We start from the raw sequence: 14140 nt of genomic DNA, 5'->3' as shown, positions 1-14140 counted from the left end.
TCGAACGAGCTGCGCGAGAACAGCTTGATTGTGCAGCAGTATCTGGGCGTGTAAGCATGGGCCGCGTCCCTTCGCTATCTCGGCGTAGGGCGGCCCGGCAGGCCTGTTACAGCGCCGACGGTTCGGAGCGCCGGGCATGAAAGACCTGAACCTGCTGTATGTGTTCGAAGCCATGTGGCGCGATCGCTCCGTTACGCTGGCTGCCGAGAACCTGGGCCTGACACAGGCTGCGGTCAGCAGCGCACTCAAGCGCTTGCGTCAAGAGCACGGCGACAAGATGTTCACCTTGGTGGGCCGCCGAATGGAGCCCACGCCATATGCCGAGCAGGTTTCCTTGCAGTTGTTGTCCGCGCTGGACATGATACGCAAGGCAACCTATCGCCGTACGCCTTTCGACGCATCCGCCTCCCGCCGCTTGTTTACGATACGCACCCGCGACGTAGGCGAGGTGGTGTGCTTCCCGCAGATACTGCAGGATATTGCCGAGGTGGCCCCGAGCATCAGGCTGCGCACCACATTCGAGCCCATCGGGGACACGGTGGCGGGGCTTGCGAGCGGGCGCATGGATCTGGCCCTGGGCTTTCTGCCGTCTCTGGAAACCGGCATTCATCGGCGTCCGCTGTTTTCACAGCACTATGTGTGCGTATTCCGCCAAGGGCACCCATTACAGCACCGAGACCTTACGATCGAGCAGTTCAAACAGCAGGAACACCTGCTGGTCGAATATTCAGGAAGCGGGCACCAGGTTATAGAGCGAGCCTTGCTCGAGGCGGGGCTGCGCAATCAGATCCGCATCAGGCTGCCGCAGTATTTGTCGGCTCCCTATTTCATCATGACGTCCGATTTAGTGTGGTGCGCGCCGTCGGCTTTGGCGGAACGGCTCGCACGCTATTACCCCTTGGTGCTGCGGCCGGTGCCTATTTCTTTACCTGGTTTTGAAATCGCCTTGTATTGGCATGATCGCTTTCACCGAGACTCGGCCAACCAGTGGCTGCGAGACATTGTCGCCCGTGCTTGCCAGAAAAGCCTTGAACTATAAATTCTATTAATACTAAGACATCAACGAATCGCTATGGTTTAAGTTGTGCCCGGCCGATAGAATCGTTTTATATATACAGGGGGCTGATGCTCCTTGATAACAATGGAGATGAACCATGGTCGGTTCAACAACCGTGGGCATGGTGGGCATAGGGCAGCTAGGCCTGCCCGTGGCCGACAACCTCATCCAGGCGGGTTTCAAGGTGGTGGGCTTTCGCCGCACAGATCGCGAAGGCTTTATTGGCTTGGGCGGGCAGGCGCTAGAGTCGCCGGCGCAAGTGGCTCGTCAGGCCGACATTATTCTGCTGTGCTTGCCCAGCGAAGAGGCATCGCTGCAGGTGCTCGAGGCTTCAGATGGCTTATTGAGCGCGCTTGGGCCCGGCAAGATCGTGATCGAGATGGGCACATATCGCAAGGCGTTCAAGCTGCAGCAGGCCGCGCGGCTTGCCGAGCTTGGCGTCAAGGTTCTCGAGGCCGAAGTCAGTGGGTCTCCGCCCATGGTCAAAGCTCGTAAAGCCGCTATTTATGTAGGCGGGGATGCCCAACTGCTTGAGCAGTGCCGTCCGGTTCTCGAGGCCATCAGCCCCGCGGTTTTTCATTTGGGTGAATACGGCGCGGCAGTCTCCATGAAGCTGATCGCCAACTATCTTTTGGCGATCCATACCCTGGCGGCCGCCGAGGCCATGAATATGGGCGCTCGGGCGGGCTTTGATCCAAAGCTGGTGGCAGAAGTCATTCAGAAAGGCGCGGGCGGCTCAGCCATGTTTGGCGTGCGCGCGCCGCTGATGGCAGAGCGGGCCTTCAGCCCGGCGCCCGGGCCGTTCACCACGCTCGAAAAGTACCTTGAGCTTGGCCGCTTGATGGCCGACGAGCTGGGTTGCGCGACGCCGCTGTTTTCAGCCGCCGAACCCTATTACAAGCGGGCATTGGAAAGCGACATGCGCCACGAAGACATTGCAGCCTTGCTCAAGTTGATCGAAGCCGACTGCAAGCCAGAGCGTGGCGCCTGACCCTGTCACCCCTGCCATGGCGAAGCCTGGCGCTTATTGAGTACGACCAGAGGTTTCTACGATGATACGTTCACTGTTGCACGTGGGCATGATGGTGCCCGACCTTGAAGTGGGCCGCGCATTTTATGAGCTGTTCGGCCTGCAAGCGCGCGCAAGCGGCAACGACCTGGTGTTTCGATGCCCGGGGCGCGATCAAGATCAAATCCGCTTGATGCAAGGCTCGCCGAAGAAGCTGGCCTATACGTCTTTGGGTACCAATGATGCCGGCATGGCCACACTGACCAGCAAGCTTCGGGAAGCCGGCGTCACAATTCAAAGCGCGCCTTTTGATGTGCCTTTTGGCGGCATCTGGTTTCAGGACCCGCATGGCGATTGGCTTAACGTGCAGGTTGCCGAGCCGGCCCCGGCCTGTACCGCCACGCTGCCACCCGAAATCAACGCGCATGGTAGATATCGGCGCGTTGGGCGTGCATGCGTGGTCGAAACCCGCAACAAGAAAGCCAAGCCTTTGCGCTTGGGGCACTTGATCAAGTTCTCGCCTGACGTACCCCGTTCCGTGCAGTTTTATACCGACGTGCTGGGTATGAAGGTGTCCGACCAGGCCGGCGACGTCATTGCTTTTCTGCGCGGCGCGGCAGGCGGCGACCATCATATGGTCGCATTTGCCAAAAGCACGCATACCGGGCTGCATCACATCAGTTTCGAAGTGGCCGACATCGACGAAATCGAGATCGGCGCCCAGACCTTGCTGCGGGCCGGATATCGCGACGCGTTCGGCCTGGGCCGTCATATCGGCGGTTCAAACTACTTTCATTACATACGCGACCCATGGGGCAGCATGGCTGAGTATTTCTGGGATATCGACGTCATCCCGGAAGACGACCGCGACTGGCAACCGCTGGTTGCCGAGTCACCCAAGGATGTCATCGCGGTCTGGGCCACGACCCCTCCGCCGGAAGATTTCATCATCAACTTTGAAGAAGCCTAGGACAGCCTTGGGTCGTTAAAGGAATGGATAAAGGAATGGAGCCATGACTACTCCGACACAAGCACAAGCGCTGATGCAGGGCATGCTTAAAAAACCCCTTTACGTTGTGTTGCGCACGCCGGTCGACTTGACCCGCATCAACGAGTTATTGCCGGCCCATCTTGAATGGGCCGTGCAGTGCGAGAAGCGGGGCGAGCTGTTCGCTTCGGGGCCTTTCGTGAATGAGGGTGGCGCACCCGGGGCGGACGGGGGCATGTCGATATTTCGAGCCGATTCCGTTGCCGAGGTAGAGCGCATTCTTGCCGGCGACCCGTTCATACAGCAGGGCGTGTTTAGCGCCGCGATTAAAAAATGGGTGCTGATGGAGGGGGGCTTTACTGTATCTGTCCGCTTCTCTGATCAGTCGTACCTGCTTCGTTGATTCCTACTCAGGAAACCTTGATGAAATATCAGTTGTTTGCCTATGAAGGCGCTGAAGGCGAATTTCGTGCCGGCATTGCGATCGAAGATGGCTTGTACGACCTGAACAAGGCACTGGGCAACGACGCCCACCGTTGGCCGTTGGTGGATGACCTGCTTGCTGATTGGCCAAATGCCTCTGCAAGGCTGCGTGGCGTGGCTGCGGAAATATCTGGCGATAGCGATGCTTTCGCAGGCTTTGCGCTAAAGCAGCCCAGGTTTCTTCCACCCCTTGCTCGTTGCGGTGTGATCTACGCTGCGGGCGCCAATTATCGCGACCACGTCGAAGCGATGGCGCGAGCCATGAACATGAAACTGGTTACCGACCCTAAGTCGCAGGGTATTGACCCCTGGCATTTCATCAAGGCGGGACAGGCTACTTTGGCCGGACACCAGCACGACGTGGCAATGCCCGGCCACACGGCGAAACTGGACTGGGAAGCTGAACTGGCGGTAGTCATCGGCACGAAGGCGTCTTGCGTTTCAGAGGAACAGGCTCTGGATCACGTGGCGGGGTACTCGTGTGCCAACGACCTTTCGGCGCGCGACAACCTTAGCCGGCAGGCGGTGGACGCCGGCTCGCCTTTCAAGTTCGACTGGATCGGACACAAGTGCTTCACGGGCGCATGCCCGCTCGGCCCTTTCATAACGCCCGCCGAATTTATTGGGTCGCCTGAAAGCCTGGGCATCAAACTTTGGCTCAACGACGAGCTTAAACAAGATTCCAACACACACAATCATTTATACAGCGTGGCGGAGCAGATCAGTTACCTGAGCCATCGCCTAAGTCTCTTGCCGGGCGACATCATCTTGACGGGCACGCCGGCAGGAGTCGGCATGGAATCGGGCGTCTTCTTGCAGCGTGGAGACGTCATGCGAGTGTGGATAGAAGGATTAGGAGAACTCGAAACCCGCATCGTCTGATTTCAGGCCGGGCTTCGGTGGTGGCGGGCCTGCTTTCATGCTTTGGCCCGATATGCAGACACATACATTATTAGAAAACGGAGACAAGAACCATGATCAGAAAACACAAGCTCGCTGTCGCAATTGCGCTGGCGCTTTCGGCAACCCTGCCCGCTGCGGCCTTGGCCGACGTCAAGGTCGGCTTCGTCGCCACCTTGTCGGGCCCGTCGGCTGCAGTAGGGCAGGACCAGCTCGACGGCCTCAAGCTGGCTCTGGATCAACTTGGCGGGAAACTTGGCGGCGTGCCGGCCGAGCTGGTGGTGGAGGACGACCAACAAAAACCGGACACCGCCTTGACCAGTGTTGCGAGGCTTATTGAGCGTGAGAATGTCGACGTCGTAACCGGCCTGACCTTCGCGCATGTGTTGATGGCCTTGCAACCCAAGATTGCTGAAACCGATGTGCCTTTCATCGGCACTGTGTCCGGCCCTTCGCCCACCGCCGGCAAGCTGTGCAAGCCCAACCTGTTCATCACCTCGTGGCAGAGCGATACACCTGCCGAAGCCATGGGCAAGTACCTGCAAAACGAGGGTGTAAAGCGGGTAAGCCTGTTGACGCCCAACTTTGTGGGGGGAAAGGATAAGCTGGCGGGCTTCAAGCAAGAATATAAAGGCGAAGTAGTGGACGAAATCTACACGCCGCTCAATCAACTGGATTTCTCGGCCGAGCTGACGCAAGTGTCTTCCTCTAACCCGGATGCGGTATTCATGTTTTATCCGGGCGCCTTGGCGATTAGTTTCGTGAGGCAATATCGGCAGGCCGGCCTTAGCGACAAATACCCGCTTTACTCGGCCAACTCGATCGAAGGTGCAGGGGTGGCGGCAATGGGCGAGGCGGTCTTTGGTTCGATCGTTGTCGATACCTGGACCCCAGGCATCGAGAATCAGCAATCCCGCGATTTCGTGAAGGCCTACGAAGAAAAGTATGGACGGCTGCCGTCGGCATACGCGGCGTTCTCATATGATGCCGCCATGTTGCTGAACGCTGCGGTGGGTTCGCTCAAGGGTGATGTATCGGACAAGAAGGCGTTCAATCAGGCGATCAAGAACGCACAGTTCGATTCCCTTCGAGGCGACTTCAAGTTCGGAAATAACAATTATCCGGTCCAGAGCTACCATGTGTTTCAGATCGTCAAGGGCGACGATGGCAAGGCGCAATTCAAGATGATCGCCAAAGACGTGCTCAAGAACCAGGCGGATTCTTATGCGGATGAATGCGCGATGAGCTGATGGGTGTTCGCTGGTGATTAACCCGTGCGTGTCACCAGCCGGATTCCCGGCATCACTTGGGCAGCCAGCTCTGGGTTTTTGGTGGCGTGCTCGACGTTCATGCGGGCGATCTCTACGTGTTCTTCGCCAAGCGCCTGGGCGCGTGTGCCCTGGCCACGCTCGATGGCCTGGACGATTGCGTGATGCTGAAGCTGTGCCTGTTGCATGGCTCGCGTACCCTCTTCGTGGGACGATTGCATGGGCAGCATGGCGCTGGGCGCGGCAAAGGGCTGGCCGTTGAGCATGTCCATCATGCGTTGCACGGTGCGGTTGCCGCAGCCTTCGAGTATTAGCGCGTGAAAGCGCTCGTTGATTTCGACATAGGCGGCATAATCGTCGTAGTTCATCTGGATTTTGTTGACGGCTTCGTCGCCTTCGTCAAGACATTGCCGCAATTGACGCAAAAGTTGCTTCGAGGGACCTTTTTCTGTCAGTAGGCGGGCGGCGTAGCCTTCGAGCACTCCGCGTGTCTGGATGGCGTGCGAGACTTCAGTGGCGGTGAAACCCCGCATGCGATAGCCGCCGCTGGCCATGGCCTCGATCAGGCCTTCGTATTCAAGCGTGGTTAGGGCGAGGCGAACGGGGGTACGGGAAGCATCAAGCTTTTCGGCCAGCGGGATTTCGGCCAGGCGCTCGCCCGGCGCGAAAGCGCCTTTCAGGATGAGATCGCGTAACTGGATGAGCACCCGCGATTGCTGGGACTCTGGAATGGGCTTCATGAACTTCTCCGTTGACTGCCTGCAGATTCTACTGTAATTGAAATGCTGCATGCAATGAAAGGCAGGCGGCCTAGTGTTTACCCTAGGGTGAAGAGTTGGGTCCGGTCCGGGCGGAAGAATTTAATGTTACGTTATGTTCATAGTAATATATTGATATTAAACAAAAAATACTAATAGCTTGGCTGGTCTACAGTAGTCTAAGGCGGTAGAGAGGCTAGTCTCAACCACGGCCCGCATATTTGACATCTGCCGCCGAAATCGTAAAACTGTATGCAATGAAAAAATGCACTGCCGCCGCCGTGCTGTCTGAGGCGCAACGGCACTCTTGCACATATCAAACACATCGCAAGGAGTTATCCCATGCTTACTGCTGAACAAAACGATTTCATCACCCGGGTCGGCCCTGATGCCCCCGCAGGCAAACTATTGCGCCGCTATTGGCAGCCTGTAGCCCTGGCTGAAGAGCTGGCCGGGACCAAGCCCATGAAAGCCGTCAAGCTGCTTGGGCAAGACATGGTCTTGTTCCGCGACGACACAGGGCAGCTTGGCCTGCTTGATCGCGACTGTCCGCATCGCGGCGCCGACCTTGCCTTTGGCCGTATCGAAGACGGCGGCATCCGATGTGCTTTCCATGGCTGGCTGTTCAATATCAAGGGCGAATGCCTGGAAACTCCGGCCGAGCCCGCCAACAGCAAGTTTCACACGACCATCCAACAAGGCGCTTACCCGGTGGTGGAGCGCAGCGGTGTCATCTTTGCCTATCTGGGCGAGGGTGAGCCGCCCGCCTTCCCGGAAATGGACTGTTTCGTGGCGCCCGGCACGCATACCTTCGCTTTCAAGGGCCTATGGGAATGTAATTGGCTGCAGGCGCTCGAGGTGGGCATCGATCCGGCGCATGCCTCGTACCTGCACCGCTTTTTTGAAGACGAAGACGCCTCGGCCAGCTACGGCAAGCAGTTTCGCAGTACATCAATCGACTCCGAGATTCCCATCACAAAGGTGCTGCGCGAATACGGCCGCCCCACCATCAATGTCGAGCCCACCAACTACGGCATGCGCATGGTTTCGCTGCGCGAGCTCAACGACGAACTGACTCACGTTCGGGTCACCAACATGGTGTTTCCGCAAGCCATCGTCATTCCCATGAGCTCTGAAATGACCATCTCGCAGTGGCACGTGCCCATCGATGATACGCACTGCTATTGGTATGCCATCTTCACAAGTTTCACCGAGCCGGTGAACAAAGAGCAGATGCGCGCTCAGCGTCTCGAGCTGTACGAACTGCCCAACTACACGTCGCGCAAGAACAAAAGCAACAACTATGGCTTTGACGCCAACGAGCAAATGACAGAAACCTACACCGGCATGGGCCACGACATCAACGTGCATGACCAGTGGGCGGTTGAGTCGCAGGGGGCCATCCAGGACCGCACCCGCGAACACCTGGCCGCCAGCGATAAATGCATCTATACCTATCGCCGCATGCTGGTCAAAGCCATCGAGGCCACGCTGGCCGGTGAAGGCACGGTACCCATGGTGCTTAGCGACGAAGAGGCCCGCGAGGTTACCGGCCCGGCCTCCATCGACGGCGTCGGTCCGCGCAATCAGGAAAAAGCCTACTGGGTGGAGGCCGACCTGAAGCGTCGCCAGGAATCCGATTGGGCATCACAGCGGCTAAGCGCCTAAGGACCGAACATGGCAAGTTTTGTCGAGAGGTTCGACGTATGGACGCCCGAGCAGGCGCGCACAGCAGAAGAGCTTGCGCGCCGCCTCGAGGCCGGCGAAGTGGATGTTGTGCGCTTTGCCTTCCCCGACCTGCACGGTGTTTTGCGCGGCAAGACGCTGGTTGCCTCCGAGGCGATCAGCGCTCTGCGGGGCGGGGTCAACATGACCACCACGCTGTTCGCCAAAGACACCTCGCATCAAACGGTGTTTCCGGTGTTTTCGGCGGGCGGAGGCTTTGATTTCCCGGGCATGCAAGGCGCCGCCGACTTCGTCATGGTGGCCGACCCAGCCACATTCCGCATTTTGCCGTGGTCGCCGCGAACGGGCTGGGTGTTATGCGATGCCTACATGACAGACGGGCGCCAGGCACCGCTGGAAACACGGGGCATTTTGCGCCGTGCCTTGGGTGCGCTCGAAGAGCAGGGCATGAGCCTCACGGCCGGCCTCGAGGTTGAGTTTCATGTGTTCCGGGTCGAAGACCCCAAGATGGGGCTGCATGACGGCAGCCAGCCCGGGCAGCCGGGCATGCCGCCCGAAGTATCGCTGCTGACGCACGGCTATCAATATCTCACCGAGCAGCGCTACGACGCCACCGAAGAGCTCATGGAGCTGTTGCGCACCACCATGCAGGGTTTGCAGCTTCCGGTTCATTCGATGGAGATCGAGTTCGGGCCCAGCCAGTTCGAACTTACTTTTGGACCCATGCCGGGCATGATGGCCGCTGACGCCATGGTGCTGGTACGCAGCGCCATCAAGCAGGTATGCCATCGCCACGGCTACCATGCCACCTTCATGTGCCGGCCTCGCGTCCCCAGCGTGATGTCCAGCGGCTGGCACCTGCACCAGTCGCTGTGCGATCTTGCCACGGGCCGCAATTTGTTCATCCCAGAGCAAGAAGGGACCGAACTGTCCGAGCTGGGGTACCAGTATCTGGCCGGGCTGCTCGAGCATGCCGTGGGCGCGGCGCCTTTGTCGACGCCCACCATCAATGGCTATCGCCGATATCGTTCGTTGTCGCTGGCGCCCGACCGGGCAAGCTGGGGGCGCGATAACCGCGGCGCCATGCTGCGGGTGCTGGGCGGGGTGGGCCAGGCGGCGACCCGTATCGAGAACCGGGTCGGCGAACCTCTGGCCAACCCTTATCTATATATGGCCTCGCAGGTGTTTTCGGGGTTGGATGGCATCAAGCGCAAGCTCAAGCCTTGCCCCAGTGCCGACGAGCCCTACGAAGACACAACCGCGCCTTTGCCCCGATCGCTGCCGGATGCGTTGCACGCGCTTAAGCAGGACGAGTACCTGTGCCAGCAGCTTACGCCGCAGTTCGTCAATTTTTACTGTCACGTCAAAGAGGCGGAGCTGGCCCGGTTCAATCAGGCGGTTACTGAATGGGAGCAGCGCGAGTACTTCACGCTCTATTAGCGGGTACGACACCAGCGCGGCTTATGCCGCTGCGAAAGGCGTGAGCCTTTCCGGTGCTTCCGGCCGAACAGCGACTGAACGCAGATATGTTGTGCTCGCTGTACGGTGTTCCATGCCGGCGGGTTTTGCCGGCCATCCACTTGGTTTTTTTCGGCGCGTCGTCGCCAAGGAGATTTTCGCTCAATGAAACCCATCGCGATTTTCCAGCATACTCACGTCGGCCAACCCGGAGCCGTCGTAACGATCTTGAATGAGCTGGGGGTCCCCTGGGTGGTGGTGCCGGTTATGGACGGCGCCCCGATTCCCGATGATCCGTCCAATTTCAGCGGCATCATCCTCATGGGAGGCTCCATGGGCGTTAACGACGGCCTGGACTGGATCCAGGACGAAATTCGGCTTGTCGAGAAGGCGCGGCAGCGGGGCATCCCCGTGGCGGGACATTGCCTGGGCAGCCAGGTGATGGCGGCGGCGTTCGGCGCAAAGGTCGAGCGCGGCCCGGCCATGGAGATCGGCTGGCAGCAAGTAAAGTACGAACCCGTGCCCCAGACCCAAGAGTGGTTTGGCCAAGGCGCCGACGAGATCTTCCAGTGGCATGGCGATGCTTTCAGTCTGCCCGAGGGCGCTGTTCGCCTTGCGGCCAGCGCCTTGTATCCCAACCAGGCTTTCGTGCTGGATGACCGTCACCTGGGCATGCAGTTCCACCTTGAAATGACCCCCGAGCTGGTGGAGGTGTACATGCGTGCCAACGGCAAGGTATTGGATCGCGAGTTGGCCAAGGGCGCTTCCGCCGTGAACACCCGCCAAGAGATCGAGGCCAGGCTCGACGAACGCACGGCCGCCATGCATGAAATGATGCGCACCGCCTATGCGCGCTGGGTCAAAAGTTTGAAGTAGCCGTCGCTTGCGCTGGCAATCTGGCCGGTATCGCAGTATCTTTAGGGCCTGTCGAGATCAAAGGGCGGCAAATGCCTCCCTTTGATGCACTTGGCGCGATTAGCGTCGGTAACGTGGGCTTTCAACGGAGACAAAAGCGTGAATAACCAGCCAGATGCCGAGCGCCGCCTTTTCGAGGCGGACGACGAGCGATGCCGGGCCATGTTGGCCCATGATCTAGACGCACTGGCCGGCATGCTTGCCGATGACGTGGTCTACACGCATTCGTCGGCGGCAGTCGAGAATAAAGAACAATATCTGGCCACGCTGCAAGAGGGGCGCTCGCGTTATTTGGCCGTTAAGCGTCAAGACGCACAGGTTCGGCTGTATGGCCCAGTGGCCGTCATGCATGGCCATGTCATCATGCAAATCGAGACCCAGGGCGGCAAAAAAAATCTCAACAATCTTTTTCAGTCTGTATGGATAGAGCGCGACGGACGCTGGCTTCTTGCGTCTTGGGCCTCCACCGTCATCCCGTCCTAAGCCAAATCTCTGTAACGACAGATTCGTTTTGTATTCCCGCCGGGCTTTAACATTAATGCGGGTGGATATATAAAGAGACAGCGGGCCCCAGTTTCGGAGCCCCATCAAGGAGAACAGTATATGAACGCCGCAGTGCCCGAACCCGCCTCCAACGTCAACGCGCCTGAGTGGGTCAGGCATGCCGCCCTGAAACAGTGGGTAGGCCGGATCGCAGAGTTGACCCAACCCGACCGTATAGAGTGGTGCGATGGTTCCCGAGAGGAATACGACCGCTTGTGCGATATGCTGGTAAAAGCGGGCACCCTTCGCCGGCTAAACCCCGACAAGCGTCCAAATTCGTATCTGGCTTGGTCTGATCCGTCGGACGTGGCCCGTGTCGAAGACCGCACCTTCATCTGTTCCAACAAAGAAGAAGACGCCGGCCCGACCAACCATTGGGTCGACCCCGCCGAAATGCGCCAGACGCTTGATGGGCTTTTTGCCGGCTGCATGCGCGGACGCACCATGTATGTGATTCCGTTCTCGATGGGGCCCTTGGGTTCGCCCATTGCCCACATAGGGGTCGAGCTTACCGACTCGCCTTATGTCGTGGCCAATATGCGCATCATGACCCGCATGGGCCGCAAGGTATTCGATGTGCTTGGCCCGGAAGGCGCCTTTGTGCCCTGTGTGCATTCGGTAGGCATGCCCTTAGAGCCGGGGCAAAAAGACGTTGCCTGGCCGTGCAATGACACCAAGTACATCGTGCATTATCCGGAAACGCGCGAGATATGGTCGTTTGGCTCGGGCTACGGCGGTAATGCCCTGCTGGGTAAAAAGTGCTTTGCCCTGCGAATCGCGTCGAACATGGGGCGTGATGAGGGCTGGATGGCCGAGCATATGTTGATTCTGGGCGTTACATCGCCGCAGGGTAAGAAGATGCACGTGGCTGCGGCGTTTCCGTCGGCCTGCGGCAAAACCAACTTCGCCATGCTTATTCCACCCGCAAAGCTGTCGGGCTGGAAGGTCACCACCATCGGTGACGACATCGCCTGGATCAAGCCCGGCCAAGATGGCCGCCTGTACGCCATCAACCCGGAGGCGGGCTATTTTGGCGTGGCGCCTGGCACCAATGACAAGACCAACTACAACTGCATGGCCTCGCTGCGCGAGAACGTGTTGTTCACCAACGTGGCGCTGACCGACGACGGTGATGTGTGGTGGGAGGGCATGGGCCCCGCCCCCGCACACTGCATCGACTGGCAGGGCAACGACTGGACTCCCGACTCGGGCCGCAAGGCGGCTCACCCCAATGCGCGCTTCACCGTGGCTGCCGACCAGAATCCCGTCATCGACCCCGATTGGGACAACCCTGCGGGCGTGCCCATAGACGCCTTCATTTTCGGCGGCCGGCGCTCTGACACCGTGCCTTTGGTTACCGAGGCCCGCAACTGGGTCGAAGGCGTTTACATGGCCGCCACCATGGGTTCCGAAACCACCGCGGCGGCGGCGGGCAAGCAAGGAGTGGTGCGGCGCGACCCGTTCGCCATGCTGCCGTTTTGCGGCTACAACATGGGCTCGTACTTTAATCACTGGCTCGAACTGGGCAAGCGGCTCGAGAAAATGGGCGCAACGCCGCCGCGCATATATTGCGTCAACTGGTTCCAAACCGATGCCGACGGCAAGTTCATCTGGCCCGGTTTTGGCGAGAACATGCGTGTGCTCAAGTGGATGCTCAAGCGCATTCAAGGTGCGGCCCAGGGCGAAGAAAACCTCTTTGGCATATCGCCGCGCTATCACGATCTCAACTGGGATGGCCTCGATTTCAGCAACGAGCAGTTCGACGCCATCACGGCAATAGACACCGATGCTTGGCGCAAAGAACTCCAGCTGCACGCCGAGCTCTTCGAGAAACTGCATGACCGCCTGCCTGCCGAACTTGCCAGCCATCAGACGCGCTTAAGCGCGCAGTTGTAGGTGGTTCAACACTACGCTTGAGGCGGTTCTCCGGCCCATGCCCGCTGGATCAGCGCCCTGATGTCTTTTGCGGTTAGAGGGCGCGGGTTCCAGTAGGGGTTTTTCAGGGCGAGCTCAACGGCTTTGTCGATGCCCGACTCGGGCATGCCTATATCTTTCAGGGCGCGCGGCGCCTTGACGCGTTCTACCAGCGCCCACAGGCCGTCGGCCGCGCTGTCAGCCTTAAGGGCGCGCGCCGCCCGATGCATGGCTTCGCGTGCTTCGGGCTCGTTGTAAGCGGCGGTGTGCGGCAACATGATGGCATGGGTTTCGGCGTGGGGCAGGTCGAATGTGCCGCCCAGCACGTGGCACAGCTTGTGATGCAGGGCCATGCCGGCCGAGCCCAGGCAGATGCCGCATAGCCAGGCGCCATATTGGGCCTGGGCGCGAGCCTGGCGGTTTTGCGGGTCGGCCACTACACCGGGCAGCGATTTTGCCAGGGCGGCTATGCCTTCTTCGGCCATCAGCGACACGATGGGGTTGCGGTCTTGTGCATACAGGGCCTCGACAGCGTGGGCCATGGCGTTGAGCCCGCTGGTGGCTGACATGGCCACCGGCAACGACAAGGTAAGCGCCACATCGTAGATGACGGTCTTGGGCAAAACAACGGCGTCACGCAGGGTGGTCTTGACGCCGTTTTCGGTCTGCCCGAGGATGGGCGTCATTTCGGAACCGGCATAAGTGGTGGGTACCGCGACTTGTGGCAGGCCGGTGCGCAGGGCGATTGCCTTGCCCAGGCCGATGGTGGAACCTCCGCCCAAGCCCACAACGCAGTCGACGCCCAAGTCGGCAACTTGCTTCATGGCCTTTTCGGTGACTTCAACAGGCGTATGCATCGCGGCTTCGCTGAAGATGCCCACGCATTTTTCACCCAACACGCCGGCCACTTGGCGGGCCCAGTCGGCTTGGGCCGATGTGCTCAACACCAGGGCCTTCGAGGCGCCGAGTTTTTCGATCTCGTCGGGCAGGGCGGCCAACTTGCCGTCACCGAATACGACACGGATGGGTAGGGCTTCGTAGATAAATTCGTGGTTCATGGCTGTCTCGCTATGGCGGGGCGCGGGGCGCGCAGTTTTATGAAGTTTACTGTGCGAGGAGGGCCGCGTCTCTTTACTCACAAAAAAAAATGGCTCCCGGAAC

13 protein-coding genes are annotated in these 14140 nt (G+C 59.3%); 11 read left to right on the top strand and 2 right to left on the bottom strand.

All coding sequences use genetic code 11. The annotated features are described in order from the left end of the window. The first annotated feature begins 136 nt into the window (after positions 1-136). From ACIY1O_RS11485 to ACIY1O_RS11460, 6 genes are all read left to right on the top strand, one after another. The gene (locus ACIY1O_RS11485) at positions 137-1039 is read left to right on the top strand and encodes a LysR family transcriptional regulator (RefSeq protein ID WP_397475228.1); all 903 of its coding nucleotides are present in this window, start codon (positions 137-139) and stop codon (positions 1037-1039) included. 115 nt (positions 1040-1154) lie between these two features. Next, complete coding sequence (locus ACIY1O_RS11480; protein ID WP_397475227.1) at positions 1155-2048, top strand: NAD(P)-dependent oxidoreductase; 894 nt, start codon at positions 1155-1157, stop codon at positions 2046-2048. Positions 2049-2109: 61 nt separating this feature from the next. Continuing rightward, positions 2110-3036 carry a VOC family protein gene (locus ACIY1O_RS11475; protein WP_397475226.1) on the top strand — a complete coding sequence of 309 codons (927 nt, stop codon included), beginning with the start codon at positions 2110-2112 and terminating at the stop codon, positions 3034-3036. A 43-nt stretch (positions 3037-3079) separates the two neighbouring features. Continuing rightward, positions 3080-3457, top strand: a complete 378-nt coding sequence (locus ACIY1O_RS11470) for a YciI family protein (protein WP_397475225.1) — start codon at positions 3080-3082, stop codon at positions 3455-3457. A 20-nt stretch (positions 3458-3477) separates the two neighbouring features. After that, the gene (locus tag ACIY1O_RS11465) at positions 3478-4419 is read left to right on the top strand and encodes a fumarylacetoacetate hydrolase family protein (RefSeq protein WP_397475224.1); all 942 of its coding nucleotides are present in this window, start codon (positions 3478-3480) and stop codon (positions 4417-4419) included. A gap of 92 nt (positions 4420-4511) precedes the next feature. Further along, complete coding sequence (locus ACIY1O_RS11460; protein ID WP_397475223.1) at positions 4512-5687, top strand: ABC transporter substrate-binding protein; 1176 nt, start codon at positions 4512-4514, stop codon at positions 5685-5687. Between the two features lie 17 nt (positions 5688-5704). Here the strand turns inward: ACIY1O_RS11460 and ACIY1O_RS11455 are convergent, their stop codons facing one another. Beyond that, positions 5705-6445, bottom strand: coding sequence for a GntR family transcriptional regulator (locus tag ACIY1O_RS11455; RefSeq protein ID WP_397475222.1), 741 nt, complete (start codon positions 6443-6445; stop codon positions 5705-5707). Between the two features lie 360 nt (positions 6446-6805). Here ACIY1O_RS11455 and ACIY1O_RS11450 point away from each other — a divergent pair, with 360 nt between their 5' ends. The 5 genes from ACIY1O_RS11450 (at position 6806) to ACIY1O_RS11430 (ending at position 12961) form a co-directional block, all read left to right on the top strand. Continuing rightward, the gene (locus tag ACIY1O_RS11450) at positions 6806-8131 is read left to right on the top strand and encodes an aromatic ring-hydroxylating dioxygenase subunit alpha (RefSeq protein ID WP_397475221.1); all 1326 of its coding nucleotides are present in this window, start codon (positions 6806-6808) and stop codon (positions 8129-8131) included. Between the two features lie 9 nt (positions 8132-8140). Further along, positions 8141-9589 (top strand): glutamine synthetase family protein, encoded by a 1449-nt coding sequence (locus tag ACIY1O_RS11445; protein WP_397475220.1) that lies wholly within the window; start codon positions 8141-8143, stop codon positions 9587-9589. A gap of 183 nt (positions 9590-9772) precedes the next feature. Further along, complete coding sequence (locus ACIY1O_RS11440; protein ID WP_397475219.1) at positions 9773-10483, top strand: type 1 glutamine amidotransferase; 711 nt, start codon at positions 9773-9775, stop codon at positions 10481-10483. Positions 10484-10621: 138 nt separating this feature from the next. Further along, the gene (locus ACIY1O_RS11435) at positions 10622-11005 is read left to right on the top strand and encodes a nuclear transport factor 2 family protein (RefSeq protein WP_397475218.1); all 384 of its coding nucleotides are present in this window, start codon (positions 10622-10624) and stop codon (positions 11003-11005) included. A 120-nt stretch (positions 11006-11125) separates the two neighbouring features. Next, positions 11126-12961 carry a phosphoenolpyruvate carboxykinase (GTP) gene (locus ACIY1O_RS11430; protein WP_397475217.1) on the top strand — a complete coding sequence of 612 codons (1836 nt, stop codon included), beginning with the start codon at positions 11126-11128 and terminating at the stop codon, positions 12959-12961. 11 nt (positions 12962-12972) lie between these two features. On the opposite strand, the gene ACIY1O_RS11425 is transcribed toward ACIY1O_RS11430, so the two are convergent. Continuing rightward, on the bottom strand, positions 12973-14037 hold the full coding sequence (locus tag ACIY1O_RS11425) for a maleylacetate reductase (protein ID WP_397475216.1): 1065 nt from the start codon (positions 14035-14037) through the stop codon (positions 12973-12975). Positions 14038-14140 lie beyond the last annotated feature (103 nt).

This window comes from Pusillimonas sp. (assembly GCF_044464525.1).
Lineage (GTDB): Bacteria > Pseudomonadota > Gammaproteobacteria > Burkholderiales > Burkholderiaceae_B > Pusillimonas.
The sequence above is the reverse complement of the archived record's forward strand: the minus strand, read 5'-3'. Positions and strand labels throughout refer to the sequence as shown.